This window comes from uncultured Stenotrophomonas sp. (genome assembly GCF_913778665.1).
In the GTDB taxonomy this organism is placed as follows: domain Bacteria; phylum Pseudomonadota; class Gammaproteobacteria; order Xanthomonadales; family Xanthomonadaceae; genus Stenotrophomonas.
Genome location: NZ_CAJYVQ010000004.1, coordinates 176,350 through 202,516, shown reverse-complemented (window position 1 = coordinate 202,516; position 26,167 = coordinate 176,350). Strand labels below are relative to the sequence as shown.

Genomic DNA, 26,167 nt, shown 5'->3' with positions numbered 1-26,167 from the left:
GGCCGGCAACGGGGTTGCCGTGCCCCGGCGCTGTTCAGCTGCCGGACGGCAACCACAGCAGCAGCGCCGCGCCCAGCGCAATCCGGTACACGGCGAAGGCGGTGAACTTGTGCGACTTGATGTAGCCCATCAACCACTTCACTACGACGAAGCCGGTGACGGCTGCGGCAAGGAAGGCCACGCCCACGTCGGTCCAGTTCTCGCTGCCCAGCTGGCCGGCCTTGGCCATTTCCAGGAAGGTGTAGGCACTGGCGGCGAACATGGTGGGAATGCCGACCAGGAACACGAACTCGGCGGCGGCCGCGCGGCGGCTCAGGCCCAGCAGCATCGCCAGGAAGATCGCCGAGGCCGAGCGCGAGGTGCCGGGGAACACACCGGCCACCACCTGCGCCAAGCCCACGCCGATCGCCACCGTCCAGGTCACCTGGTCACGGTCGGGCAGGCGCGCGGTATAGGCCTCCACCAGCAGCATCCAGACGCCACCGATGATCAATGCCCAGGCCACCGGACTGACCGTTTCCGGCAGCGACCAGCCGGCCTTGCGCACCACCAGGCCGACCACGGCGGTGACCAGGAACGCTGCGCCGAGCTTGAACACGTAGTCGCGGTTCTCGCGCTGACCCAAGCCGGTGGCCAGCTGCAGCAGGCGCTGGCGGAACACCAGCACCACGGCCACGATCGCGCCGGCCTGGATGACGATGTTGAAGAAGTCCGAACGGGCACCCAGCCAGTGCTGGGCGATGAGCAGGTGGCCGGTGCTGGAGATCGGCAGGAATTCGGTCAAGCCTTCGAGAATGCCCAGCAACAGGGCGGAGAGCAGGTCGGACATGGACGGTGCGTGCACGGGCGGCTGAAGGAAGAAGGTCGAGAGGATAGACGATCCCCGCTGCACCAAACGGGTGCGTCTGGTAACGGGTGCACCCGTTTGGTGCGCGCTGCTCTGCACCCTCACGGGGCGGTCTTTTTGAAATCAATGACTTGCAGCCCACGAAAAGTTGGCACGGTCGTTGCTCTACCTCAGCAGGCATTCATCCCCATCCGAGGTCGTACCGATGTCCGTGGAAAACGTTGAGAAGCTGATCAAGGACAACCAGATCGAATTCGTCGATCTGCGCTTTGTCGACATGCGTGGTGTCGAGCAGCACGTGACCTTCCCGGTCAGCATCATCGAGCCGTCGCTGTTCGAAGAAGGCAAGATGTTCGATGGCAGCTCGATCGCCGGCTGGAAAGGCATCAACGAGTCGGACATGGTGCTGCTGCCGGACCCGGCCAGCGCGTACGTCGATCCGTTCTACGCCGATCCGACCATCGTGATCAGCTGCGACATCCTCGATCCGGCCACCATGCAGTCGTACGGTCGCTGCCCGCGCGGCATCGCCAAGCGCGCCGAGGCCTACCTGAAGTCCTCCGGCATCGCCGAAACCGCGTTCTTCGGCCCGGAGCCGGAATTCTTCATCTTCGATTCGGTCCGTTTCGCCAATGAAATGGGCAACACCTTCTTCAAGGTCGACTCCGAGGAAGCCGCCTGGAACAGCGGCGCCAAGTACGACGGCGCCAACAGCGGCTACCGTCCGGGCGTCAAGGGCGGGTACTTCCCGGTGCCGCCGACCGACACCCTGCACGACCTGCGCGCTGAAATGTGCAAGACCCTGGAACAGGTCGGCATCGAAGTGGAAGTGCAGCACCACGAAGTGGCCACCGCCGGCCAGTGCGAGATCGGCACCAAGTTCAGCACCCTGGTGCAGAAGGCCGACGAACTGCTGCGCATGAAGTACGTCATCAAGAACGTCGCTCACCGCAACGGCAAGACCGTCACCTTCATGCCCAAGCCGATCGTCGGCGACAACGGCAGCGGCATGCACGTGCACCAGTCGCTGTCCAAGGGCGGCACCAACCTGTTCTCTGGTGACGGCTACGGCGGCCTGAGCCAGCTGGCGCTGTGGTACATCGGTGGCATCTTCAAGCACGCCAAGGCGATCAACGCCTTCGCCAACTCGGGCACCAACAGCTACAAGCGCCTGGTGCCGGGCTTCGAAGCGCCGGTGATGCTGGCCTACTCGGCGCGCAACCGCTCGGCCTCGTGCCGCATTCCGTGGGTGTCCAACCCGAAGGCACGCCGCATCGAAATGCGCTTCCCCGATCCGATCCAGTCGGGCTACCTGACCTTCACCGCGCTGATGATGGCCGGCCTGGACGGCATCAAGAACCAGATCGACCCGGGCGCACCGAGCGACAAGGACCTGTACGACCTGCCGCCGGAAGAAGAGAAGCTGATCCCGCAGGTCTGCTCCTCGCTGGATCAGGCACTGGAAGCGCTGGACAAGGACCGCGAGTTCCTGAAGGCCGGTGGCGTGATGAGCGATGACTTCATCGACGGCTACATCGCGCTGAAGATGCAGGAAGTGACCAAGTTCCGCGCGGCGACCCACCCGCTGGAATACCAGCTGTACTACGCCAGCTGACCGGATGCGATGGCGGTGGGCTTCCCCCTCCCACCCGCCGCCATCGCTTCCGTTTTCGCGGCTGGGGAGCCGCAAGGCGGGCGCAGGCCCGCCGTTGTAGAGCGGACGGTGGTAGAGCGGACTGTTAGTCCGCTGAACTTCAATCCGCTTATCCAGGGGCAAGAGAGAGACCGGATACGCGACCAGGGCCGCCCTCCCTCCCGCGTCGGTCGTGCAAGGAGAGAGGCACGGCCGTCCCGGCCCTGTACGTGTCCGGTGCAACAGCCACGGCCATCACACTGATGGCCCGTGGTTGCCTGATGCCAACGCGCGTCTGCGCGCTGGCCCCATCCACCATCGGGACATGCGCATGAAACTGATCTCCGCCATCATCCGACCGTTCAAGCTCGACGAGGTCCGCGAGGCCCTGTCCGACGCAGGCGTGTCGGGCATCACCGTGACCGAAGTGAAAGGCTTCGGCCGCCAGAAGGGCCACACCGAGCTGTATCGCGGCGCCGAGTACGTCGTCGACTTCCTGCCCAAGATCAAGATCGAAACCGTGGTCACCGACGAGCGTGCCGACGCGGTGATCGAAGCGATCCAGTCGTCGGCAGGCACCGGCAAGATCGGTGACGGCAAGATCTTCGTCACCGCCGTCGAACAGGTCATCCGCATCCGCACTGGCGAAATCGGTGCCGACGCGCTGTAACCCCCTTCCGGAGATTCCCCCCATGAAGATGCGCCTTCTCACCGGGTGGCAAGCCCGGTTCCATATCGTGTGCCTGCTGATGCTGCTCAGCGCGCTGGCCGCCGGTGCCTGGCCGGGCAACGCCCACGCCCAGGCCCAGGTCTCGCCGCTGCCCAGCGAAACCGTTGCGGTCGAACCGCTGCAGGCACCGGTGGCAGCTGCACCGGCCAGCGCCGAGGCTGCGGCCCCCGCGTTCGACCACGGCGACGTGGCCTGGATGCTCACCTCCACCTTGCTGGTGCTGCTGATGGTGGTACCGGGCCTGGCCCTGTTCTATGGCGGCCTGGTGCGTTCAAAGAATGTGCTGTCGATCCTCAGCCAGATCCTGGTGGTGTTCTCGCTGGTGCTGCTGCTGTGGGTAGCCTATGGCTACAGCGCGGTGTTCAGCACGGGCAATCCGTTCTTCGGCTCGTTCACCGAGTTCGCCTTCCTCAGGGGTTTCACCCCCGAGTCGGTGGGCAATACGCCTATCAAGGGCCTGCCGGACTACCTGTTCGTCGCCTTCCAGTCGACCTTCGCCGGCATCACCACCGCGCTGATCGTCGGTGCCTTCGCCGAGCGCATCAAGTTCCGCGCCGTGCTGCTGTTCTCGGCGCTGTGGTTCACCCTCAGCTATATCCCGATGGCGCACATCGTGTGGGGTGGCGGCTACCTGGGCGAACTGGGCGCGATCGACTTCGCCGGCGGCACCGTGGTGCACATCAACGCGGGCGTCGCCGGCCTGGTCGCCGCATGGTTTGTCGGCAAGCGCCTGGGCTACGGCCAGACCGCGTTGAAGCCGCACAACCTGCCGTTCACCTACATCGGCGCGATGCTGCTGTGGGTCGGCTGGTTCGGCTTCAATGCTGGTTCTGCCGCCGCCGCCGATACCGTGGCCTCGCTGGCCTTCCTCAACACCGTGCTGGCCACTGCCGCAGCGGTGCTCGGCTGGACGCTGGTGGAAGCGATCACCAAGGGCAAGCCGTCGGCACTGGGCGCGGCCTCGGGCGCGGTGGCAGGCCTGGTCGGCATCACTCCGGCATGTGGCACGGTCGGCCCGCTCGGCGCGATCGTGATCGGTTTCGTGGCGGGCGTGGTCTGCGTGTGGGGCGTCACCGGTCTCAAGCGCCTGCTGAAGGTGGATGACACCGCTGACGTGTTCGGTGTGCACGGTGTCGGCGGCATCGTCGGCGCGATCCTCACCGGCGTGTTCAGTGCGCAGTCGCTGGGCGGCACCAAGGCCGACCTGGATATCGCGCACCAGGTGTGGGTGCAGGTGGTCAGCGTTGGCCTCACCGTGCTGTGGTCGGCGGTGGTGACCACGCTGATCCTGCTGGTGGTGCGCAGCGTGGTCGGCCTGCGCGTGACCGAGGAAGCAGAGCGCACCGGCCTGGATGTGACCTCGCACGGTGAATCGGCCTACGAGGCCTGAGGCAGCGGCGCACTGACGTGGTGGGTGCCGACCGTTGGTCGGCACCCTGGCATGCATCATCAAGCGCGATCGCGCACAATCAGGCCATGCACCCGATCCGCACTGTCCTGATGCTCTCGGCCAGCCTGCTGCTGGCCGCCTGCGCTTCCACGCCGCGGGAGAGCCACAACCCTCTCGCCACCTGGGTGCCATCACCCAACCAGAACGCGCGCACGCCGCTCATCATCGTCATCCACCACACCGAGCAGAAGTCGGTGCAGCAGAGTCTGCATACGCTGCGTACCGCCAACAGTGGCGGGCCGGTCAGTGCGCACTACCTGATCGGTGCCGATGGCCATCGTTACCAGCTGGTCGCCGATGAGCGCCGTGCCTGGCATGCCGGCGCCGGACGCTGGGGCACCATCACCGATCTCAACTCGGCCTCGATCGGCATCGAGCTCGACAACGATGGCCGCAGTCCGTTCAGTGCGGCACAGATCGAATCGCTGATCCTGCTGCTGCGTGATCTCACCACCCGCCTGAACATCCCGCCGCGCCAGGTGATCGGCCATGCCGACCTGGCGCCGACGCGCAAGCAGGATCCGAGCCGCTTCTTCCCGTGGCAACAGCTGGCCGAGGCCGGCTTCGGCGTGTGGCCGCGCGCGGCCGATGGCGCGGCACCGGAAGGCTTCGATGCGTGGAATGCGCTGGCGCGCTTCGGTTATCCGCTCGACAACCGTGATGCCACCGTCGCCGCCTTCCACCGCCGTTTCCGGGGCCGCGACGACCTGCCGAAGACGCTGGATGCCGAGGACGCCCGCATCCTGCATTCGCTGCTGCTGCAGATGCGCTAATCTCCGTAGGATTCTGCGCATAGATACGCACCAGAAAATTTGCAGATAAAAACTCTCACTAGCGGAGCCACTGTCCAGTCAAAATTCTGGCGCGAATTCGCTCCGCACACTCCGCATATGTTGACCAGATGCTTCCCTCCTAGAATACATAAGAGTGGGATCCAGGATGTGATAGCTTTTGAGCTGCGCTCAGCTTTCTGGCGCAACGGTTAGTGAGGTTCGTCTCGCGTTCCTCACGAGTAGAACTAGCTCAATTATCAGGGGTGTGCTTTGCCAAAGCGTAAATTTCCAAGTCCTGCGAACTGTAAGCGTGGTGATCCGGTAGTAATGATTGATGCCGAGGAAGTCTTGGTTATCTATAACCAAGATCATCCTGAAAAGCCTGCTCAGCGAATCACCGCCAAGGTGAAAGACCACATGGATCATCGATCCCAGCAGGCTGGTTGGGCCGGAACGGCTCATGTTAAGAATGCGAAGACCGGACATGGCGCCGGTTTGCTTCTTCTCGCACCTCAGCAGTCGGTGAACGTCAACGTGCTCGTGCTTCCTGAGGTTCAAGAGAAGCCGAAGGCTAAGCGACGTGCTGCTGAAGACGTGACCGACGTCTGAAGTTGAGGCTGCCGCCCTAATTGAGCAAATTTAGGGCGGCATCCCGATTGAATCTGCAACGTCGCGTAGAGCATTGACCTGAATGAAGAATTTTGGTTTCTGCCTGCTTCCGCTTGAATCAGGTGGCTGCGTCAGCTCAACATAGTGAAAATGTCTATGGTTCCATTCTTACCTAGGGTTGGGCTGTTATTGCTGGTGGCCGCGCTGCTCTCTGCGTGTTCCACCACCGGCTCCAGTCCCGGCGTACCGTCTGCTGCCAAGCCTGCGGCCACCTACGCCAAGGCCCCATGGAGTGCACTGCCACCGGTCTCCGACAGCGATCTGCAGGCCGGCTTCGTGGCGTGGCGCAGCAGCTGCACCCGCCTGAAGAACGATGCGGTCTGGGCCCAGCCCTGCGCGACCGCGGCAATGGTGTCCGACGATGACCCGGCGGCGATCCGCCAGTTCCTGCAGCGCGATCTCGATGCCTACGCGCTACGTGCCGGTGGCCATCAGGCCGACGGGCTGATTACCGGCTACTACGAGCCGATCTACCCCGGCAGTCTTACCCGTACCGATAAGGCCACGGTGCCGGTGTACGGCACGCCGGATGATCTGGTGGTGGTGCAGCTGGAGAGCCTCTACCCGGAACTGAAGGGCAAGCGCCTGCGCGGGCGCGTCGAAGGCAAACTACTCAAGCCCTATGACGACGCCGGCACCATCGCGGCCAAGGGCGCCAAGGCGCCGGTGCTGGCCTGGCTGACCGACCCGATGGACCTGCAGCTGCTGCAGATCCAGGGGTCTGGCCGCGTGCGCCTGGCCGATGGCACGCAGGTGCGGCTGGCGTATGCGGAACAGAACGGCCACCCGTACCGCGCGATCGGTCGCTGGCTGGTGGAGCAGGGCCAGCTGAAGAAGGAAGACGTCACCATGGACGCGATCCGCGCCTGGGCACGGGCCAACCCCGCGCGCGTACCGGAACTGCTGCGCAGTAACCCCAGCTACGTGTTCTTCGTGCGCAACCCGGACAGCCCGGAAGGCCCGCGCGGTTCACTGAACGTGCCGCTCACCCCGGGCTACAGCGTGGCGGTGGATCGCACCGTGGTGCCGCTGGGCAGCCTGCTGTGGCTGTCCACCACGCGCCCGGACGGCACCCCGGTGGTGCGCCCGGTGGCTGCGCAGGACACCGGCGGCGCCATCGCCGGCGAAGTGCGCGCCGACCTGTACTGGGGCAGCGGCGATGCCGCCGGCAAGCTGGCTGGCGACATGAAGCAGAAGGGCAACATCTGGATGCTGTGGCCAAAGGGCGTGCCCCTGCCGAACTGAACCAGCAGGGGTCGGATCCCTTCCAAAGGAAAGGGCTCTGACCCCGGATGCCTGATAATGGCGCCATTCCGTACTTTCCGGCCGCGCCTGCGGCCAGGGCTCCTGCAATGACCTACGCAAAGCACAACGCAAAATCCGGCGCGAAATCCGCCGCAAAGAAGTACTACAAGCACTGGGCCGAATCGGGCCTGGGCAAGGGCAACGTGCTGATGGAAGCCCGTGGCGAGAAGATCGTGCGGCAGGTGGAAATCTACGGCACCAAGATGGTCTGGGCCGACGAGCATGCCCACAGCGACGACCGCTTCCTGCTGGCCGACCAGCCAGTGTCGTTCCTGGATTTCGACGAGGACGACGAAATTTCCGCGCGTGAATTCGAAGCCGCCTGGAAGAAGGCACGGGAAGCCACCGGCTACCCGGTGTAATCCCCCCGGCACCCGCCCTTGTAACGCCGAGCCTTGCTCGACGCCGCAAAAATCGGGCGCGTGAAATGTTATATGATTACATTTCACCGTATACGCCCCTTCCCATGAAGACTCCCACCCTGGTGGCCGCCCTCGCGGCCGCACCGTTCGCCCCTGAAGCACTCGCACAGTCTGCCGACGCCGCGCTCACCCTCGGCAAGGTGCAGGTACACCAGCACGGCGAAGGCCAGCTCAGTGCGCACCAGGTGCTGACCTCGGTGGACGTGCTGGGTGCAGACCAGATCGAAAACCGCAACGTCTCGCACAGCTGGGAATTGCTCGGGCAGATGCCCGGCATCCAGCTCACCGAAACCCGGCAGGGCGCCGAATCGGGCAAGGTCAGCTTCCGCGCCTTCAACGGCGAGGGCTACCTCAACGCCATCAAGACGCTGATCGACGGCATCCCCAGCAACGTCAACAGCGGCAACCAGCGCTTCATCGACATGCTGTTCCCGTTGGACATCAGCTACATCGAAGTAGTGCGCGGTACCAACGATCCGCGCTATGGCCTGCACAACATCGGCGGCAACGTGAACTTCGGTACGCGCCAGGGGGGCAGCTACACCGATGCGCGCCTGGCCTACGGCAGCTATAACACCCGCGATGCGCAGCTGGCAGTCGGCCGTGAAGCCAATGGCTTCGCGCAGAACTATTTCGTCGGCACCCAGGCCAGCGACGGCTACCGCGACCACGACACCTCGAAGAAATATTCGCTGGGCGGCAAGTGGTTCTACGGCTCGCTGGACGACGGCCTGCGCGTGGGCCTGACCGCCCGTGCGTACCACCACGAAGCCGACGAACCCGGCTTCATGACCGCCGACGAGCTGCGCACGCACCGCCGTGGCAGCGACCTGCGCAACGGCAACGATGGCGATGACCGCGACATGCGCCAGCTTGCCGTGCACCTGGACATGAAACTGTCCGACACAATCACCTTCGGCACCCGCCTGTACTACAACCGCTACGAAGACGACCGTCGCGTGACCTTCAGCGACCTCCCCACCGGCAACCTGCCGCGCCAGCGCCGCGTATGGGACGAGCGGCAGCATGGCCTGCTCAGCACGCTCACTTGGCAGGCCAGCCCCACGCTCACCGTCGAGGGTGGCCTGAACTACGAGCAGCAGGACAACGGCTACCTCCGCGAGCGCTACGCCTACGCTGAACCCACCGATTTCAGCCAGCCCCCCGCGCGGGTGCAGAACAATGATCGCCACAGCTTCGACAACTGGGGCGCCTACGTGCAGGCCGTCTACCAGCCCGTCGAGGCCTGGAAGATCGTGCCGGCCTACCGCGTCGACCGTTTCAGTGGCCGCACCCACCTGATGAACGGCCTCAGCGGCCGCCTGCAGGATTACGGCAGCATCGGCCAGCCCAAGCTGAGCATCATCCACACCCTGGGCCAGACCACCCACGTCTACGCGAACTGGGGCCGCACCTTCCAGGTGCTGACCGGCTCCACCGCACCGGCCTACCTCACCCCGGGGCAGGCGCCCTTGCAGCCGTCCACCAACACCGGCATGGAGCTGGGCCTGAAGTTCCAGCCGTTCGCGGGAAGCCAGGCACGCCTGGCGGTGTGGCAGCAGGATGCGGAAAACGAGGTGTCCAACATGCCAGCCACCGGCACCACGGTCACCCTGGGCAAGACCCGCCGGCGCGGCGTGGATGCGCAGCTGAGCCTGCAGCTGGGCGAAGACTGGACGGTGTGGGCGTCGCACGCCTACCAGGAAGCGAAGATCACCCGCGACGACCGCGATGCCAGCATTTCACTGCAGGGCCGCGAAGTAGCCGCCACCCCGCGCCATATCAGCAACCTGGGTGTGGATTACCGCGCCTGTGATGCGCTGCGGTTGGGCCTGCAGGCACGTGCACAGGGCGATTACTACCTGGAAGAGCGCAACGTGGCCGGCAAGTTCGGTGGTTTCGCCGTGCTCGACCTCAGTGCTGCCTATCAGCTCACCCCGCGTTTCAGCGTGGACCTGCAGCTGAAGAACGTGACCGGCCGCGAGTACGCCTACGCCTGGTACGACAGCTTCTTCTGGGACAGCGCCCGCCCGATGTTCTCGCCGGCGCCGGGCCGCAGCGTGTTCGTCGGCCTCAACATGAAGCTGTAACCGGCCACGCATGTGGTCGTGGTCGAGCTTGCTCGACCTGCGGCAGGGGGTCAGAGCCCTTTCCAGGCGGAAAGGGATCCGACCCCGGACCCCGCAGCGCACGCGGTCAGATCCCTTTCCGCGAGGAAAGGGCTCTGACCCCGAACCCCGCGTTTTGCACTACATTGGTGCAATGTCCGACCCCTCTCCCCCGCCGTCCCTCGATGCCCTGGGCACGCCGCTGGCCTGGGCCGGGGCCGATGGCTGCATCGCCGGCTGCAATCCGGCGTTCGCCCGCTGGCTGGGCGTCAGCGCCCGGCGGCTGCTGGGTCGCCCATTGGCCGCGCTGGAAGTGCAGGGCGAGGCACTGGCCCATTTCCTGGCCCGCGATGAGCGCGACAGCCTGCGCCTGAACCGGCTGGCGCTGGCGGTGCCCGGCGAGGCCCCGCGCTTCGCCGAGGGCTGGATGAGCCGTCGCGATGACGGTGGCTGGCTGCTGGAGGCGCATCCGGTCGATGAATTCCCCGGGCTCGACCCGACCCAGGCCCTGCCCAGCGCGCTCAGCGCGGCGCTGAAGGGGCTGGCCCATGAGCTGCGTAATCCGCTGGCCGGGTTGAAGGGCGCGGCCCAGCTTCTGGCCCGCCGCGCGGCCCAGCGCGATGCCAGCGAACGCGAACTGATCGAACTGATCGGGTCGGAGATCGAGCGCCTCAACGGTCTGCTCGACCAGCTGCTGTCGCCGGCCCCGGCCGCGCCGCATGCCGAACTGAACATCCATGCCGCGCTGGAACGCGTTCTGCGCCTGGCCGAGAACGAGGCCGGCTGGGCGGTCCGCCTGCAGCGCGACTACGACCCGAGCATTCCCGAATTCCACGGTGATGCCGACCGCCTCACCCAGGCGGTGTGGAACCTGGTGCGCAATGCGATCCAGGCCGGCGCTGGCAACATCACCCTGCGCACCCGCGTGGAGCATGGCGTGCGCGTGGCCGAACAGCTGCATACCCTGGCGCTGCGCCTGGAGATCGCCGATGACGGCCGTGGCGTGCCCGAAGAACTGGCCGAGCACCTGTTCCTGCCGCTGGTCAGTGGCCGCGCCGAGGGCACCGGGTTGGGCCTGGCGCTGGCGCAGCAGGTGGCGCGGGAGCATCGCGGCACGCTGACCTACCGCTCGCGCCCGGGCCACACCGTGTTCACTCTGCTGCTGCCGATCGGCAACGGCGCCGCCCCGGCCGAGGAGGCCCCGCGCGATGTCTGAATCTTCCATTGCCGCGCAGCGCATCTGGGTGGTCGACGACGACCGTGCCGTGCGCTTCGTACTGTGCACCGCGCTGCGCGAGGCGGGCTACCAGGTTGTTGACTTCGACAGCGCCGCGCCCGCATTGCAGGCATTGCACGAGGGCCCCCCGCCGGCGCTGCTGTTCACCGATGTGCGCATGCCCGGCGACGATGGCCTGGTGCTGCTGGACAAGCTGAAAGCCGCGCTGCCGCAGCTGCCGGTGGTGGTGATGTCGGCCTACACCGATGTGGCCAGCACCGCCGGTGCGTTCCGTGGCGGCGCGCATGAATTCCTGTCCAAACCGTTCGACCTGGACGATGCGGTGGCGCTGGCGCAGCGTGTGCTGCCGGCGGTAGCACCGGCACTGGCCGCGCCCACGCCCGCCGCGGAAACGCGCAGCGACGAGCCGCCGCAGCTGGTTGGCGATACGCCGCCGATGCGCGCGCTGTTCCGCGCCATCGGTCGCCTGGCACAGGCGCCGCTGGCGGTGCTGATCACCGGCGAGACCGGCACCGGCAAGGAGCTGGTGGCCAATGCACTGCATCGCGAATCACCGCGAGCGCATGGGCCGTTCGTCGCACTCAATACCGCCGCAATCCCGTCCGAGCTGCTGGAAAGCGAGCTGTTCGGCCACGAGGCCGGTGCCTTCACCGGCGCACAGCGTCGCCATACCGGCCGTTTCGAGCAGGCCGACGGCGGCACGCTGTTCCTCGATGAGATCGGCGACATGCCGTTGCCGCTGCAGACCCGCCTGCTGCGCGTGCTGGCGCAGGGCGAGTTCTTCCGCGTCGGTGGCCGCGAGCTGATCCGCGTGGATGTGCGCGTGGTCGCGGCGACCCACCAGGACCTGGAAGGGCTGGTGGCGCAGGGAAGATTCCGCGCCGACCTGCTGCATCGCCTGGACGTGGTGCGCCTGCAGTTGCCGCCATTGCGCGAACGCCGCGAAGACATCGCGCAGCTGGCCAGCACCTTCCTGGCGGCGGCCGCGCACAAGCTGGACACGCCGCCGAAACGGCTCACCGCCGCCGCCCTGCAGGCCCTGCGCGAGCATGACTGGCCGGGCAACGTGCGCGAGCTGGAAAACGTGTGCTGGCGGATGTCCGCGCTGGCGGCGGCCGAGACCATCGGCGTGGCTGATGTCGATACCGCGCTCAACCGCAAGCGTGGCCGTCGCACTCATGCGGCCGGGGCCGACCCGGGGCAGTGGGAAACGCTGCTGGCCGAATGGGCACGCCGACAGCTGGCCGAAGGCGCCGAAGGGCTGCACGCGCAGGTGCGCGAGCGGGTCGACCATGCCCTGCTGGAGGCCGCGCTGCAGATTACCCATGGCCGCCGCGCCGAGGCCGCCGCGCGCCTGGGTCTTGGCCGCAATACTCTCACCCGCAAGCTCGGTGCCGGCCGCCGCCGCGGGGGGCATTGAACACCCCCTGCACGCGGTCCTCGCGCGCGCTTGCCGAACCGTTGATCGTTCATGGACGATGCAACCCCTAGTGTCACCTGCAAGGAGTCTTCGATGCGTCTGTCCTTTGCCATCCTGCCGTTGTCCGCCGCGGTGCTGCTGTCTGCCTGTGGCAGCGCACCGAAGAAGACCGCCCCCACGCCGCCGCCGGTCGTCACCACACCGGTGGCCCAGCTGGCCGAAGCCAATCTGGCGCCGGCCTCGGCCAGTATCGTCAGTGGTCGCCTGGTACTGAAGACCGAAAGCGGTGGCGTGCACCTGACTGGCCTGGTCGGTGGCCTGCAGCCGATGCAGCAGGCGGGTTTCCATATCCACGAACGCGGTGACTGCAGCGCGGTGGATGCCAGCAGCGCCGGCAACCATTTCAACCCTGGCGGCGCCGCGCATGGCCGCGCCGGCACGGGCCAGCACCACCTGGGCGACATCGACAACCTGCGTGCCGATGCCCAGGGCCGCGCCAACGTCGATATCCACCTCAAGGGCGTAACCCTTGGCGGAGGCGCCGCCACCGATATCGCCGGACGTGCACTGGTCGTGCATGCCAACGCCGACGACTATCGCAGCCAACCCGCCGGCAATGCCGGCGTCCGCATTGCCTGTGGCGTGATCCGGGTTGTCCGCTGATCACTGCAGGCTTCATCCAGGGAGAGATTGCATGCGTCTGATCCACACTACGCTGTTCGCCGCCATCACCGCGCTGGGCCTGGCGGCCTGCAACCCGCAGCCCGCAGCTCCGGAAGCCGAAGCCCCGGCCACCACCCCGGCCGATGGTTCGGCCGCACCGGCTGACCCGGCCACGGTACCGGCCACCGGCGCCGCTCCGGCTACCGATGCCACGGCCAGCGCTGAACTGGCACCGACCCAGGGCAACGAGACCAAGGGTAGCGTCACCTTCAGGGTCGTCGACGGCAAGGTGCATGTGACCGGCCAGATCACCGGCCTGAAGCCGGGCAGCGAGCACGGCTTCCACATCCACGAGAAGGGCGACTGCAGCGCGCCGGACGGCATGAGCGCCGGTGGCCACTTCAACCCGGGCCACCAGGATCACGGCAACGTGGCCACCGATCCGCATCACGGCGGCGACATGCCCAACATCAAGGCCGACGACAAGGGCGTGGCCACCATCGACGGACCGGTGTCGAGCAACGTCAACATCGGCAAGGGCGATGACTTCGACATCATCGGCCGCGGCCTGATCGTCCACGCCGACGCAGACGACTACAAGACCCAGCCGACCGGCAACGCCGGCGCGCGCCTGGCCTGCGCGGTGATCCAGAAGGCCCCGTAAGGCAGAACGAAAGACGCCGGCGCAAGCCGGCGTCCTTCTTCAGCGGTGGTGCCGGCCGCTGGCCGGCAATCGCCCATGCCGGCGATGTGGATCAGCGCGTCAGCAGCGCGCGCGCGTCCTGCCCGGCTTCGCAGTGAACGAACAGCACCGGCACGCCGTGCGCTTCCAGCACCGCCGCCATCTGCCGCTGGCGCATCAGGAACTGCTCGTAGATGCCCTTCAGGCGGTCGCAGTCGTCCTTGCCGTGGTGGTAGTGCGCGCACCAGCCGGCCGGGTCGAACAGCGCCATGCGTGCTTCGCCATGGGTGTAGCGCAGCAACGGCTCGGGCGCGGCGCTGAGCCATTCGTCCTCGCCCGGCGCCATGATCGCCGTCTCGATCAGCGGCCACAGCGCGGCCAGGCCCTGGTTGTCGTACTGCATCGACATCATCGCAGCCAGATCGTTCACGGTGAAATAGCGCGCGTGCTCGATGCGGGCACCGAAGGTGTTCTGTGCCATCAGTGCGGTATCGGCGTGCGCCATGCCGTTGGCCAGCAGCGTTTCTTCCAGGGCTTCGGAAACGGCATGGGTGGTGGCCACGTCGCTGCCGGTCAGCAGGAATGGCACCACGCGCAGGCCCCCCCCCACCAGGCTGGCATCGGCCTGGAACGGCAGCGGCACATCACCGTTGGCATCGGTACCGAAGGCCAGCATGCGCGGGCCCTGGTTGCGGCCCGGGGCACGCATCTGCAGTTCTTCCAGGCGGCGGTGGATCGGCCAGCCCGGGCGCAGCACTTCGGCCGGGTCGAAATGGGCGGCGGCGAACACCAGGTCCAGCTCGGCGGCCTGCGGCACGAGCTTGGCCAGGTCGCGGCCGACGCGTTCGGCCAATTCACCGGCCTGCTCGGCGCTGAGTACCGCCTGGCGGGGGATTTCACCGCCGGCCAGTTCCAGGGCCAGCACGCCAAGGGCATTCATCGCGGGGTCGGGTTTGCTCATGGTTCCACGGTTGGCCCATCACGGGGCGGCAGCTACACTTGGCCCCATTATGCCTGCTCCGCCGTGCAGGCCATGTTGCAGACACCCTCATCCATGCCAGGTATCTCCATGCCCAACGCTCGTCCCGTCGCCATCCTCGGTGGCGTCCGCATTCCGTTCTGCCGCCAGAACACCGCGTACTCGGATGTTGGCAACCTTGGCATGTCGGTCCGTACGCTGGGCGCGCTGGTCGAACGTTTCGGCCTGCACGGCCAGCAACTGGGTGAAGTGGCGATGGGTGCGGTGATCAAGCACTCCAGCGACTGGAACCTGGGCCGCGAAGCAACGCTGTCGTCCGGCCTGTCGCCGCTGACCCCGGGCATCACCCTGCAGCGCGCCTGCGGCACCTCGCTGGACAGCATCATCACCGTCGCCAACAAGATCGCGCTGGGCCAGATCGAATCGGGCATCGGTGGCGGTTCGGACACCACCTCCGACGTGCCGATCGTGTACGGCAAGAAGCTGCGCGCACGCCTGCTCGCGGCCAACCGCGCCAAGAGCACCGGCGACAAGATCCGCGCGCTGACTTCCGGCTTCAAGTTCTCCGAACTCAAGCCCGAGTTCCCCGGCGTGGCCGAGCCGCGTACCGGCAAGAGCATGGGCGACCACTGCGAGGACATGGCCAAGGAATGGAACATCTCGCGCGACTCGCAGGACGAGTGGGCGGTGTCCTCGCACAAGAAGCTGGCCGCCGCCTATGAGCGCGGTTTCTTCAACGACCTGATCGCTCCGTTCCGCGGCGTCGAGCGCGACAACATCCTGCGCCCGGATACCACGCTGGAAAAGCTGGCCACGCTGAAGCCGGCGTTCGACAAGGTCTCCGGCCGCGGCACCCTGACCGCCGCCAACTCCACGCCGCTGACCGACGGTGCCGCTGCGGTGCTGCTGGCCAGCGAGGAATGGGCGCGCGCGCACGGGCACGAACCGCAGGCCTACCTGCGTGACGCGCATGTGTCGGCGGTCGATTTCGTGCATGGCGAAGGCCTGCTGATGGCGCCGACCGTGGCCGTGCCGGAGATGCTCAAGCGCAATGGCCTGACGCTGCAGGACTTCGACATCTACGAGATCCACGAAGCCTTCGCCGCGCAGGTGCTGTGCACGCTGCGTGCGTGGGAGAGCGAGGATTACTGCCGCAACCGCCTGGGCCTGGATGCACCGCTGGGGCGCATCGATCCGGACAAGATCAACCTGCTGGGTTCGTCGCTGGCCACCGGTCACCCGTTCGCTGCCACCGGCGCCCGCGTGATTGCCACCGCGGCCAAGCAGCTGGCCGAGCGCGGCGGTGGCCGCGCGCTGGTGTCGATCTGCACCGCCGGCGGCATGGGTGTAGTGGCGATCGTCGAACGCTGATCGCATCCACGCACGGCGTGGATCCAGCAATGAAAACGCCGCCCGATGGGCGGCGTTTTCGTTGGTGTTCGGATTGTTGCTCTGGTGGGTGCCAGCTTGCCTGGCACGGTGCCAAATCCATCGGCGGATGCCGGCCAGCGGCCGGCATTGCCCATCAGGGCAAGCGCGGGTTGCCGAACTCGTCGCGTTCTTCGTTGGCGTCATACACCGGTGGCTGTGCCACGGTCGGCTGCTCCTCCACCGTGGCACGTGCAGGTTCTTCAATGTTGCGCACCAGCTCCACGCTGTCTTCGCCGCGCTGCAGGCGCAGCGCATTGGCCAGGCATTGCGCAGCCAGCGCGTGTTCGCCGCGCTGCGCGAACAGTTCACCCAGGGCTTCCCATGCCGGCGCACCGGCACCGGCGGCAATGGCCTCGTGCAGGAAGGCATCGGCCACATCCCACTGCTGCTGGGCCAGCGCTACGCGGCCCTGCGCCAGGCGCAGCGCAGCCGAGCTGTCGTGAACGTTGCGCCAGCGCGCCAGGTTGCTCTGACGGGTGGCCAGGCGTTCGGCCGGCAGGCGGCCATACAGCGCCACCAGTTCGTCGTCCCAGCGATGGTCCAGGGCCTGTTCCAGCGCCAGCAGCGCGGGCTCGTCCCAGTTCAGTGCCACCGCACGGCTGGCATACGCACCGACCACATCCGGGGTCGGCCGCAGTGCCTTCGACGTAGCTTCCCACTGCGCGGCCAGCGCATTGACGTCGGCCGCTTCCAGCAGCGCCTGTGCGGCCAGGCGTGCTTCCAGTTCGCTGTTGGCGTCGGCCGGCAGCACCTTGCTCTGGCGCAGTGCGCCCAGCTGGCCGTAGGCCTCGTGGGCGCGGCCGGCCTGTGCCAGCGCTTCGGTGCGCAGCCACAGGCCACGCGGCGGCAGCGGCTGGATCGCCGCCGCGTCCAGCACGTTGATCGCATCCACCGGCAGATCGCGGGCGATCAGTTGTTCGGCGCGCAGCAGCGCCTGCAGCGTGGCATCGCTTTCGCCCAGACGCTGCAGCAACGCTTCACCGGCGGGGCCATCGGCACGCGCCTGCGCACTACGCACGGCGTTGGCCAGCGCCACGCCACTCACTTCCGGGTCCTTGGCGGCACCGTCCAGCAGCTTCTCGGCACGCTGCCACTGGCCGTGCTCATAAGCCTGCAGGCCGTCGATCAGTCGCACGCGGCCCTGCTTGCGGCGGTAGCGACCCCAGGCACGGAACGGTGCGGCAATCAGGCTCCACAGCAACCACAGCACCAGCACCGCAATCACCGTCAGCAGGGCCACCTTCGGCAGGTTGCTGTGGTAGTCGTAGCCGCCGTAGCGCAGGGTTACTTCGCCGAAGCGGTTGAGGTCATCGGCGCCGAGCCATTGCGCGGCGACCACGCCGATGGCCACGGCCAGCAACAGCACGACCAGGGATTGCAGGGGTTTCATGCGGGATTACCTCCGGTCAGTCTGGGTGCGCAGTTGCTGCAGGGTGCTGCCAAGAACGGTATTGCTGGCCTGCAGTGGAAGCTCGCGCAAGGCCTTCAGTTCAGCACGTTGCACGCGCAGGGCTGGTGAATCCGGCCATCGCCGCTGTGCCCAGTGATCCACGCGTGCCAATGCAGTATCGCGGCCAGCGCGGTCGCCGCGTTCGATTGCGGCCCGCGCCAGGGTCAGTTCCAGCTGCAGTGCATCGTCGGCATTGCGGCGCTCGGCGGCGGTGAGCGGGCCGTTCTGGCGGCTCGGGGTGATGTCCACGAACGGTGCCAGCGTTGCCTGCCACCACGGTCTGGCGGTCTGGGTCGAGGCGCTGCCGGTCACCTGCGAGGGCAAGCCCTGCAATGCCTTGGCCAAGGCATCCAGGCGCTGCAGCGACTGCACGCGCGGGCCCGCGCCGAGCGCATCCAGTGCATCGCGTTCCTGCACCAGCGCCTGGCGCAGGTTCAGGCCTTCGCTGTCGGGCAGGTCGGCCAGCGCGGTGGCGGCCTGCGCATACAGGCGGCGCGCGCCGTCCACATCGTCGGCGTAGTTCAGGCGCTGTGCGGCCTGGGTCAGCAGCAGCTCGGCCTCATCGCGCTGCACCGCCTGGCGGCCCTGGTTGGCACTGTCGGCCAGCTTGGCCAGGTTCTCTTCCAGCAGCGCACTGCGCTGCGAAAGGCCCAGCATCTCGTCACGCAGCACGCGGTTGGTGGTGGCCGCATCCTGCAGGCGCTGGCTGGTCGCGCGCTGGTCGCGGCGCAGTGCGTCCAGCGTGGCCTGCAGCCCTTGCAGCTGCACGGCCGTGGTCTGCGCCTGCGCGTGTTGCTCGTCCTGTTGCTGTTGCCAGAGGTACCAGCCGGCATAGCCGCCCGCGCCAAGCACCACCACGCCGGCCAGCGGCAGCAGCCAACGCGCAGGTCGACGGGGGAGGGAAACGGGCGGGGTCTCGTTCATCAGGCTTCCTTGTCGGCCGTGTCACCGGTTGGTACCGGCAGGCCGCGTTGTACACAGCATTACTGTTGCCGACCACAGCGGCAAGCGTGATGCCCGTCCCTGTTCAGGTCGCTGCCGGGACGGTGAGCGTGGCGTGTGCAGCGGCTACCAACTGTGCGCTGGTCGGTCCGGCGGCACGCACCACGCGCTGCAGGCCAAGGCTGCGCGCCTGTTCGCCGAGCCGATCGCTGGCCACCACCGCGATCGCCTGCGCCTGCAGGCGCTGCTGCAGCGATGCCGGCAGCTGCTGCCAGAAATGCTGCAGGGCTTCGCCGCTGCTTACCGCCAGCAGCCACGGATGCGCTGAATGCGGCAGACGTGCCAGCGTGCGTGGCGGCAGGCGCAGCAGGCGGCGCCGGTAGACGTCGGCGCGTTCAATCGTGGCACCGGCGGCCTGCAGTTGCGTGGCAATCAGGCCACGTCCGCCGGGCGCGGTGACCAGGCCGATGCGCAGGCCCTGCACCCCGGCCATTACCCGCAGCGCCAGCAGGCCTTCGCTGTCCATCCGCTGCGGCGCATGCACCTCGACCACACCCTGTGCTTGCAGCGCACGCGCGGTGCCTTCGCCCACCGTCAGCCACGGGCTGCGCTGGGCGTCGGCCAGCGGCAGCAGGGAAGCCGCCGCCGCCACCGCCGCCGGGCTGGTGAACACCACCCGATCGCAGTTCAGCGCGCGTTGCAGCTGGCGCATCACCGGCGTGCCGTGCAGGCGCTGCAGGCGCCAGGGCGACAGCGCCAGCAGATGCCCGCCCAGCCCAGCAACGGCGCGGCGCAACGCCGCATGCTGGCCCTGCGGGCGCAGCGAAATGAAGGTCCAGGCCGCTTCGGAACCGGCGGCGCCAGTGGGTATCGTATGGTCGGCCATTGCCTGCATTATGCGGGCCCTTCGTTGTCGTGGTCGCTGCTCCGATGTCCGTTGATGCCCTGACTTCCTCGCTGGCCGCCCTGCAGGACGTGCTGGACTGCATGCCCGCGGTGCGCGCCATGCAGATCCGCCTCGATGGCTATGCCGACGGCGTGCTGCGCATCACCGCGCCGCTGGCGGCCAACGTCAACGACAAGGGAAACGCCTTCGGCGGCAGCCTGGCCTCGGTGCTGACCCTGTCCGGCTGGGCGCTGGTCAGCCTGCGCCTGCGCTTGGCCGGGCACGATGCCGAGGTCTACGTGGCCGACAGCAACCTGCGCTACCTGGCCCCGGTGTACGAAGACCTGCACGCCCACGCCGAAGCGGCCGAAGCCAGCGGCTGGGATGCCTTCCTGAATACGTTCCGCCAGCGCCGCAAGGCCCGCATCAGCATCATCGCCACCCAGCCCGGTGCCGATGGCAGGCCGGCTGCCGAATTCAGCGGTCGCTTCGTTGCCTTCGCCAAAGGGTAGGATGGCACGCTGACGTTCTGGGGAAACCACCGATGCGCCGCCTGATCCAGTTCCTGATCTGCTCTCTCCTGCTGCTGGCCAGCGCCGTGGCCTCGGCCGACGACCTCAGCCGCAAGCAGCGCAAGCTGCTGGAAGAGACCCAGATCGCCTACGGCGCCACCATCCGCTGGGGCAGCATGGACGACGCCATCGGTTATCTCGACCCGAAGCAGCGTAAGGAAAAGCCGCCCACCGAGTTCGAGCTCAACCGTTACGCGCAGCTGCGCGTGTCGTCCTACCGCGAGCGCAGCAGCGCTTCGCTGGACGGCGGCCAGGTCGAACGCCGGGTCGAAATCGGAGTGATCAACCAGAACACCCAGGCCGAACGCACTGTGGTGGTGGTCGAGCGCTGGCGCTGGGACCCGGAGGCCAAGCGCTGGTGGCAGACCGCCGGCCTGCCGGACCTGTGGAAGGGGCAGTGACGGGCCGCGTCCGGCTTGTGCGACAATCGGCGCCCGCTTAATCGACCCGTGACCTGAGTGAATTACGAAGAGTTGCTGGCCTTTGCAGGCCGAAACCCGATGCTGTCCGCGGCCCTGGTCGGCCTGACCGTGGCCATCATCGTCACCGAAATCCGCCGCCTGTTCCGCGGCTTCAAGGGCATCAAGCCCGCCGAGCTGACCCAGCTGATGAACGCGGGCGGCACGGTCGTGGTCGACCTGTCGGCCAGCGGTGACTTCGAGAAGGGCCACATTGCCGGCAGCCGCAATGCCCAGGCCAGCGCGTTTGGCCCGGACAACAAGCTGGTGGCCAACGCCAGGCAGTCGCCGGTGGTGCTGGTATGCCGCAGCGGCAACGCCTCGGAAACCGCCGCCAAGGCGCTGAAGAAGGCCGGCTTCGAGAAGGTCTATGTGCTCGACGGCGGCATTCCCGCCTGGCAGCAGGCCGAGCTGCCGCTGGTCAAGGGCCGCAACTGATCGTCGCAGGTGGCGGATCTGGCCTTGTATGGCCTTGATACCGCCCCCATCGCAGTAGTTCGACCCTCGTTTTCATTGCATTCATTGGAGTTACTGGAAATGTCCGAAGAGATCACCAACGGCGCCGCTGCGCCGGTCGATGCCGCCACCGGCCCCGCTTTCACCGTCGAGAAGATCTACGTCAAGGACGTCTCCTTCGAGTCGCCGAACGCACCGACCATCTTCAATGACCAGGTGCAGCCGGAGCTGCAGCTGAACCTGAACCAGCAGGTGCAGCGCCTGGGTGAGAACGCCTTCGAAGTCGTGCTGGCCGTGACCCTGACCTGCCAGGCCGGCGAGCGCACCGCCTACGTGGCCGAAGTGAAGCAGGCCGGCGTGTTCGGCCTGGTGGGCCTGGACCCGCAGTCGATCGACGTGCTGCTCGGCACTCAGTGCCCGAACATCCTGTTCCCGTACGTGCGCCAGCTGGTCAGCGACCTGATCCAGGCCGGCGGCTTCCCGCCGTTCTTCCTGCAGCCGATCAACTTTGAAGGCCTGTACGCAGAAACCCTGCGCCAGCGCCAGGAGCAGGGCGACGCACCGTCGCTGGCTGACTCCGAGCCGGCCGGCAACGCCTGATCCCTGCCGCGACGTCACGGATGAGCACTACCGCTGACAAGATCGCCGTGCTCGGCGCCGGTTCCTGGGGAACCGCGCTGGCCAGCCTGCTCGCACGGCACGGTCACCCGACCGTGCTGTGGGGGCGCGATGCCGCCGTGGTCGAGGCCATCGACCAGGGCCACGAGAACCCGCGTTACCTGCCGGGCATCCCGCTGCCGGACAGCCTGCGTGCCACCACCGACCTGGCGTCGGCGGTGGAGGGCGCGGCCTGGATCCTGGTGGTGACGCCGTCGCACGCGTTCGGTGAGACCGTGCGTGCGCTGGCGCCGCTGCGTCCGGCCGGTGCCGGCGTGGCCTGGGCGACCAAGGGCTTCGAACCCGGTTCGGGCCGCTTCCTGCATGAAGTGGCCCGCCAAGTGCTGGGTGAGGACGTGCCGCTGGCCGTGGTCACCGGCCCGTCGTTCGCCAAGGAAGTGACCCAGGGCCTGCCGACCGCGATCACCGTGCACGGCGACGTGCCCGAGTTCGCGCAGACGGTGGCCGAGGCCATGCACGGCCCGGCGTTCCGTGCCTATACCGGCGACGACATGGTCGGTGCCGAGCTGGGCGGTGCGATGAAGAACGTGCTGGCCGTGGCCACCGGCGTGGCCGATGGCATGCAGCTGGGCCTCAACGCCCGTGCCGGCCTGATCACCCGTGGCCTCAACGAGATGCTGCGCCTGGCCGCTGCGATCGGTGCCAAGCCGGAAACGCTGATGGGCCTGGCCGGCCTCGGCGATCTTGTGCTGACCTGCACCGGCGACCTGTCGCGCAACCGCCGCCTGGGCCTGGCCCTGGGCCGTGGCCAGACGCTGCAGGATGCCGTGCGCGAAATCGGCCAGGTGGTCGAGTCAGTGCAGACCGCCGATGAAGTGATGCGACAGGCGCGCCGGCATGGCATCGACCTGCCGATCTCCGACCGCGTGCGTGCCGTGCTGCATGGCGAGCAGACGCCGGAAGAAGGATTGCGTGCGCTGCTGGCACGCGAACAGAAACCGGAATACCCGGATACGCTGTTCAAGTGAATCGAAAAACCCCGGCCACGTGCCGGGGTTTTTTTTCCGGCAGCGCCGGGCCATGGCCGGAGGAAACCATCATCGCGCGCGCGGTGGGGCGTTGCCGTTGTCCATGTCCGAGAAAATCATCCACGGCCCATCGCCCACGCGTTTCAAAGTGAGTGTGAACTTGCCGATATCCCGCACGGAGTTGCCGTAGCTGTAGGCACCGATGATGTAGCCCGTGCTTTCTTCCTCGGCGTAGGCCAGCGCACGCAACCGCAGTGGGCTGCTGCCCTGGCCGGCATATGCGGCCTCGATCGCGCTGCGGCTGCGCGCCGGCGGCTGGTTGCTCTGCAGGACGAAGCCATCCTCGGCGAAGAGCGCGGCCAGTGCCTTGGCATCACCCGTGCGCCACGCCTGCTCGTAATCGCGTAGCACGCGATCCAGTGGCGCGGGCAGGGCGATATCGGGCAACCGGGTGGCGGCAGGTACCGAGGGTGGGCTTGCGGTTGCCAGCAGCGGGCCGGACAGTGCGAAAAGCAGCAGGCAGATACGCATGGACTCGGTCCTTGGGCGCGCTGGTGAGCGGAAGGGCGAGTATCCACCATCCGCACGCGGCAGGCATCGGCGCCGAACCCGTTGAAAGCGCATGTCCGCTTCGGCATGCTCGACAGCAACCGGGGGAGGGACACATGCACTTTTTCCAGCTGGACCAGTTTGCAGCGCATCTCAACGAAACCTTCAACGCCGAGATCGAAGACACCGGCGTGCCGTTTGTGCTGGTGGAAGCGGCACCGATGCCCGATCGTCCGGTTGCGGGCCAGATGCGCGCGCCGTTCTCGTTGTTGTTCCGCAATGAATCGGCCGTGCTGTTCCCGCAGCGCACCTACACCATGCGCCACCACGGGCTCGGCGAGTTCGGCATTTTCCTGGTGCCGATCGCGCGTGATCGGACTGGTTTCATCTACCAGGCGCTGTTCAACTGACCGCCGCCACCCAGCGCATCCGCAGGTGGCTGCCCGTGTCACCTTCAACAGTGAAATGCAGGCGTTGATAAAGCCGCTGTGCGGCTGCATTGCGTTTTTCAACGTGCAGCACGATGCCGGACCGACCATCGCGCCGCGCGGTTGCCTGGAGCACCCGCAACAGGCCTGAACCGATTCCCATGCCGCGTACTGCGCTTGCCAGGACGATATCGATGATCGTCATCTCGTGCCCGTCGTCGTGCAGGTAAAGGCGCCCTGCGGGCAGCCCGGCCTGTTCGATCAGCAGGAAATGCGCGGGCGCATACTGCGTGGTGTAGTGCATGTGCTGCAGCGCGAACTGGCTGTCCATGAACGCCTGGAGCTGCGCATCCGGCCACGGCAGTGCCGCGAAGTCCGCGGCACGTGTTTCGGCAAACAGCTGGCGGAAGAACGGCAGGTCATCCTGCCGGGCTTCGCGCCAGTGCACGCCTGGCGGCAGCAACGCTTCGGCCGCCGCCGACCATGCCGCGTGAGCAGGCGGAAAATCCAACGCCGCCAGCACGTCTACGGCCGCGATGGATAAATGCCTTGCAGGGAGATGCAGAAGTTCAGCGTGAGGTACGGCTGCCGGTTTTCATGCGCTTCTCCGTTGCCTGCCGTGCCGACGGTGATCGGCGGATAGGGACTGTTGGCCGTGGCATTGACAGCCAGGAGGGTTGCCGACTCGGGTGTGATCAGCGCATCTCCCTGGGCAGGGATGCCAGTGCGCAGGGTCGGCTCCGGCTGGTTGTAGATGCGTGCGCTGTGGACGTGAGCCGGAATCTGGTTCGGCAGCAGCGTGACGCTCGGGCTTCCGTAGGTCTGGCCCATCGCGCGCTGTGACAGTCCCGGCCCGTTGCCTTGGCCGCCGGGCGCGTTGCCGATGAAGTTGGGCAGCTGGAAGTTCGCCACGCCGTTTCCACCAAAGGTGGTGCCGAGCAGCGAGAACAGCGCGGTGTTCTGTTGGATCGGCACCAACTGTCCCTGGCACATTGCCCAGCCCGCCGGCGCGAAGTTGAAGCCGAACATCTGGATCTCGCCAATAAAGGGATCGCTCATGATGGGTTCCTTGTGGACGATCGATGATCGTCAGCCCTGCGAGGGATAGATGCCGAAGACGGAGATGCAGTAGCGCACGGTCAGGGTCGGCATCGTGTTGTCATGCGGCTGGTTGCCACCTGCAGAACCCACTGCAGCGGGCGCCAACGTGCCGCTTGCGATACCTGTGGTGCTGGTGGTGTAGATCGTGTCACCACTGACCGAAGCCAGCTGCAGGGTGTTGCCGGGCGTTGCGGCGCTGGCCGCCGAGTCCACCGCATTGAACGCATGGCTGTGCGCGGGCAGCTGTCCAGCGGCCAGGGTGACGGTCTCGGTACCAGCCTTCTGTCCAAGCACGTAAGTGCTCAGTCCGGAGCCGGTGCCCTGCTGCACGGGGAGGCGGCCGCTCAAGTCAGGCAGTGCGAACGTGTTGACGCCATCGCCGCCGTAGGTGGTGCCGATCAGGTTGTACAACACGTCGTAATCGTCGATGGACTGCAGGCTGCCATCGCAGTCCAGCCAGCCCACCGGGGCGAAGTTGTAGGGAAACATGCGGACTTCGCCAACATAGGGTTGCGACATGGCAGGAGCTCCGGTCAGTTGCGCGAAGGGAAGATGCCGCTGAGCGCGATGCAGAAATTCAGCGCCAGGTAGGGCTGCATGTTCGGATGCGGCTGTGACTGGCCGGCGTTGTCCAGCACGCTGAGCGCTACCTGCTTGCCTCCGGAAGCGCCGTAGACATTCTGCGCACCGGTTGCGCCGAGCAGCACGTTGCCGCTGGGAATGCGCGAGGTTGCGTTGGCGGTCGTGCCAGCGAAGGAATGCGTATGCGGCGGAATCTGGTTGACCTGCAGGGTCACCGTTTCCGCCCCTCCCGTCTGGCCCATGTCGGCGCCGTTGTTGGAGCCGATCGGGGTCCGGCTGCGCAGGTCGGGCAACTGGAACGTGGTCGTGCCGTTACCGCCGTAAATCGTGTAGAGCAGCGAGAAAAGCGCTTGGTTCTGTGCAATGGGGAGTGTCTGCCCATTGCACAGGGCGAAGTATTTGGGCGCAAAACTGAATGCCACGGGCATTATCTGCCCGAGAAAAGCCTGCGACATGCGGATCCCCTTGGTTTTTGGCGCCGGCACTCAGCCCCTGGCCGGCCGGTTAACTCTCGCGCATTAACTGGTGCCTTGACAAGAGGCGCTGCATTTGTTTCAGAATATGCCGCTTGCTGCCCCCAAGGGGCTGAAGGATTCAGGGTGGCAGGACCGCCAGGCAGGGCAGGTAATTGCCGGTGGGAAAGTCCGGTACCGGGGCTGCTCGTTCATGGGCCACGGCGGCTATCACCGTCGTATTGCCCGGCATGATGCCGGGTTGCAGGGGGCACAACATGTGGCACGCAGAGTCG

The 26,167-nt window shown here is 66.8% G+C and carries 29 protein-coding genes; 19 read left to right on the top strand and 10 right to left on the bottom strand.

Annotation, left to right across the window (positions count from 1 at the left end):
* Positions 1-34: 34 nt before the first annotated feature.
* Positions 35-829, bottom strand: a complete 795-nt coding sequence (locus QZ853_RS05745; RefSeq protein ID WP_295571313.1) for an undecaprenyl-diphosphate phosphatase — start codon at positions 827-829, stop codon at positions 35-37.
* 223 nt (positions 830-1,052) lie between these two features.
* Between QZ853_RS05745 and glnA the strand changes: the two genes are divergently transcribed.
* From glnA to QZ853_RS05685, 12 genes are all read left to right on the top strand, one after another.
* A complete protein-coding gene (glnA, locus tag QZ853_RS05740; protein ID WP_295571312.1) occupies positions 1,053-2,462 on the top strand; it encodes a type I glutamate--ammonia ligase in 1,410 nt (469 codons plus the stop codon).
* A gap of 349 nt (positions 2,463-2,811) precedes the next feature.
* Entirely contained in the window at positions 2,812-3,150 is a 339-nt protein-coding gene (locus QZ853_RS05735; protein ID WP_004134334.1) for a P-II family nitrogen regulator, read from the top strand.
* Between the two features lie 22 nt (positions 3,151-3,172).
* Entirely contained in the window at positions 3,173-4,600 is a 1,428-nt protein-coding gene (gene amt / locus QZ853_RS05730) for an ammonium transporter (RefSeq protein WP_295571311.1), read from the top strand.
* An 86-nt stretch (positions 4,601-4,686) separates the two neighbouring features.
* On the top strand, positions 4,687-5,433 hold the full coding sequence (locus QZ853_RS05725; protein WP_295571310.1) for an N-acetylmuramoyl-L-alanine amidase: 747 nt from the start codon (positions 4,687-4,689) through the stop codon (positions 5,431-5,433).
* Between the two features lie 327 nt (positions 5,434-5,760).
* Complete coding sequence (locus QZ853_RS05720; RefSeq protein ID WP_295571309.1) at positions 5,761-6,042, top strand: hypothetical protein; 282 nt, start codon at positions 5,761-5,763, stop codon at positions 6,040-6,042.
* Between the two features lie 150 nt (positions 6,043-6,192).
* Positions 6,193-7,347, top strand: coding sequence for an MltA domain-containing protein (locus tag QZ853_RS05715; RefSeq protein WP_295571308.1), 1,155 nt, complete (start codon positions 6,193-6,195; stop codon positions 7,345-7,347).
* Positions 7,348-7,454: 107 nt separating this feature from the next.
* Positions 7,455-7,769 carry a hypothetical protein gene (locus QZ853_RS05710; protein WP_053461818.1) on the top strand — a complete coding sequence of 105 codons (315 nt, stop codon included), beginning with the start codon at positions 7,455-7,457 and terminating at the stop codon, positions 7,767-7,769.
* Between the two features lie 104 nt (positions 7,770-7,873).
* Positions 7,874-9,919, top strand: a complete 2,046-nt coding sequence (locus tag QZ853_RS05705; RefSeq protein ID WP_295571307.1) for a TonB-dependent receptor — start codon at positions 7,874-7,876, stop codon at positions 9,917-9,919.
* Between the two features lie 172 nt (positions 9,920-10,091).
* Positions 10,092-11,153 (top strand): ATP-binding protein, encoded by a 1,062-nt coding sequence (locus QZ853_RS05700; RefSeq protein ID WP_295571306.1) that lies wholly within the window; start codon positions 10,092-10,094, stop codon positions 11,151-11,153.
* Entirely contained in the window at positions 11,146-12,594 is a 1,449-nt protein-coding gene (gene ntrC / locus QZ853_RS05695) for a nitrogen regulation protein NR(I) (RefSeq protein WP_295571305.1), read from the top strand. The genes QZ853_RS05700 and ntrC overlap by 8 nt, the downstream gene beginning before the upstream one ends.
* A gap of 93 nt (positions 12,595-12,687) precedes the next feature.
* Entirely contained in the window at positions 12,688-13,257 is a 570-nt protein-coding gene (locus tag QZ853_RS05690) for a superoxide dismutase family protein (protein ID WP_295571304.1), read from the top strand.
* A gap of 31 nt (positions 13,258-13,288) precedes the next feature.
* Positions 13,289-13,921 (top strand): superoxide dismutase family protein, encoded by a 633-nt coding sequence (locus tag QZ853_RS05685; protein WP_295571303.1) that lies wholly within the window; start codon positions 13,289-13,291, stop codon positions 13,919-13,921.
* A gap of 91 nt (positions 13,922-14,012) precedes the next feature.
* Here QZ853_RS05685 and QZ853_RS05680 read toward each other — a convergent pair whose 3' ends face one another.
* Positions 14,013-14,900 (bottom strand): hypothetical protein, encoded by an 888-nt coding sequence (locus QZ853_RS05680; RefSeq protein WP_295571302.1) that lies wholly within the window; start codon positions 14,898-14,900, stop codon positions 14,013-14,015.
* A gap of 93 nt (positions 14,901-14,993) precedes the next feature.
* Between QZ853_RS05680 and QZ853_RS05675 the strand changes: the two genes are divergently transcribed.
* Positions 14,994-16,289 carry an acetyl-CoA C-acetyltransferase gene (locus QZ853_RS05675; RefSeq protein ID WP_295571301.1) on the top strand — a complete coding sequence of 432 codons (1,296 nt, stop codon included), beginning with the start codon at positions 14,994-14,996 and terminating at the stop codon, positions 16,287-16,289.
* A gap of 154 nt (positions 16,290-16,443) precedes the next feature.
* Here QZ853_RS05675 and QZ853_RS05670 read toward each other — a convergent pair whose 3' ends face one another.
* The 3 genes from QZ853_RS05670 to QZ853_RS05660 form a co-directional block, all read right to left on the bottom strand.
* Entirely contained in the window at positions 16,444-17,739 is a 1,296-nt protein-coding gene (locus QZ853_RS05670) for a heme biosynthesis HemY N-terminal domain-containing protein (protein ID WP_295571300.1), read from the bottom strand.
* Between the two features lie 6 nt (positions 17,740-17,745).
* Positions 17,746-18,723 (bottom strand): uroporphyrinogen-III C-methyltransferase, encoded by a 978-nt coding sequence (locus tag QZ853_RS05665; RefSeq protein ID WP_295571299.1) that lies wholly within the window; start codon positions 18,721-18,723, stop codon positions 17,746-17,748.
* 103 nt (positions 18,724-18,826) lie between these two features.
* Entirely contained in the window at positions 18,827-19,636 is an 810-nt protein-coding gene (locus QZ853_RS05660) for a uroporphyrinogen-III synthase (protein ID WP_295571298.1), read from the bottom strand.
* Positions 19,637-19,671: 35 nt separating this feature from the next.
* Between QZ853_RS05660 and QZ853_RS05655 the strand changes: the two genes are divergently transcribed.
* From QZ853_RS05655 to QZ853_RS05635, 5 genes are all read left to right on the top strand, one after another.
* Entirely contained in the window at positions 19,672-20,139 is a 468-nt protein-coding gene (locus QZ853_RS05655; RefSeq protein ID WP_295571297.1) for a YiiD C-terminal domain-containing protein, read from the top strand.
* Between the two features lie 32 nt (positions 20,140-20,171).
* A complete protein-coding gene (locus tag QZ853_RS05650) occupies positions 20,172-20,600 on the top strand; it encodes a hypothetical protein (protein ID WP_295571296.1) in 429 nt (142 codons plus the stop codon).
* 57 nt (positions 20,601-20,657) lie between these two features.
* A complete protein-coding gene (locus tag QZ853_RS05645; protein ID WP_088023209.1) occupies positions 20,658-21,095 on the top strand; it encodes a rhodanese-like domain-containing protein in 438 nt (145 codons plus the stop codon).
* 99 nt (positions 21,096-21,194) lie between these two features.
* Positions 21,195-21,713 carry a protein-export chaperone SecB gene (gene secB / locus QZ853_RS05640; RefSeq protein WP_004153553.1) on the top strand — a complete coding sequence of 173 codons (519 nt, stop codon included), beginning with the start codon at positions 21,195-21,197 and terminating at the stop codon, positions 21,711-21,713.
* Positions 21,714-21,733: 20 nt separating this feature from the next.
* Positions 21,734-22,759, top strand: a complete 1,026-nt coding sequence (locus tag QZ853_RS05635) for an NAD(P)H-dependent glycerol-3-phosphate dehydrogenase (RefSeq protein WP_295571295.1) — start codon at positions 21,734-21,736, stop codon at positions 22,757-22,759.
* A 69-nt stretch (positions 22,760-22,828) separates the two neighbouring features.
* On the opposite strand, the gene QZ853_RS05630 is transcribed toward QZ853_RS05635, so the two are convergent.
* Positions 22,829-23,290, bottom strand: a complete 462-nt coding sequence (locus tag QZ853_RS05630) for a nuclear transport factor 2 family protein (RefSeq protein ID WP_295571294.1) — start codon at positions 23,288-23,290, stop codon at positions 22,829-22,831.
* 134 nt (positions 23,291-23,424) lie between these two features.
* Between QZ853_RS05630 and QZ853_RS05625 the strand changes: the two genes are divergently transcribed.
* Entirely contained in the window at positions 23,425-23,718 is a 294-nt protein-coding gene (locus QZ853_RS05625; RefSeq protein ID WP_295571293.1) for a hypothetical protein, read from the top strand.
* On the opposite strand, the gene QZ853_RS05620 is transcribed toward QZ853_RS05625, so the two are convergent.
* From QZ853_RS05620 to QZ853_RS05605, 4 genes are read right to left on the bottom strand one after another with little or no spacing between them, the layout of a single operon-like run.
* Positions 23,711-24,259 (bottom strand): N-acetyltransferase, encoded by a 549-nt coding sequence (locus QZ853_RS05620; protein WP_295571292.1) that lies wholly within the window; start codon positions 24,257-24,259, stop codon positions 23,711-23,713. The genes QZ853_RS05625 and QZ853_RS05620 overlap by 8 nt on opposite strands.
* 2 nt (positions 24,260-24,261) lie before the next feature.
* Positions 24,262-24,795 carry a tail fiber protein gene (locus QZ853_RS05615; protein ID WP_295571291.1) on the bottom strand — a complete coding sequence of 178 codons (534 nt, stop codon included), beginning with the start codon at positions 24,793-24,795 and terminating at the stop codon, positions 24,262-24,264.
* A 30-nt stretch (positions 24,796-24,825) separates the two neighbouring features.
* Positions 24,826-25,356 carry a tail fiber protein gene (locus QZ853_RS05610; RefSeq protein WP_295571290.1) on the bottom strand — a complete coding sequence of 177 codons (531 nt, stop codon included), beginning with the start codon at positions 25,354-25,356 and terminating at the stop codon, positions 24,826-24,828.
* 14 nt (positions 25,357-25,370) lie between these two features.
* Positions 25,371-25,874: a tail fiber protein gene (locus tag QZ853_RS05605; RefSeq protein WP_295571289.1), complete on the bottom strand. Its 504-nt coding sequence runs from the start codon at positions 25,872-25,874 to the stop codon at positions 25,371-25,373.
* Between the last annotated feature and the right edge of the window lie 293 nt (positions 25,875-26,167).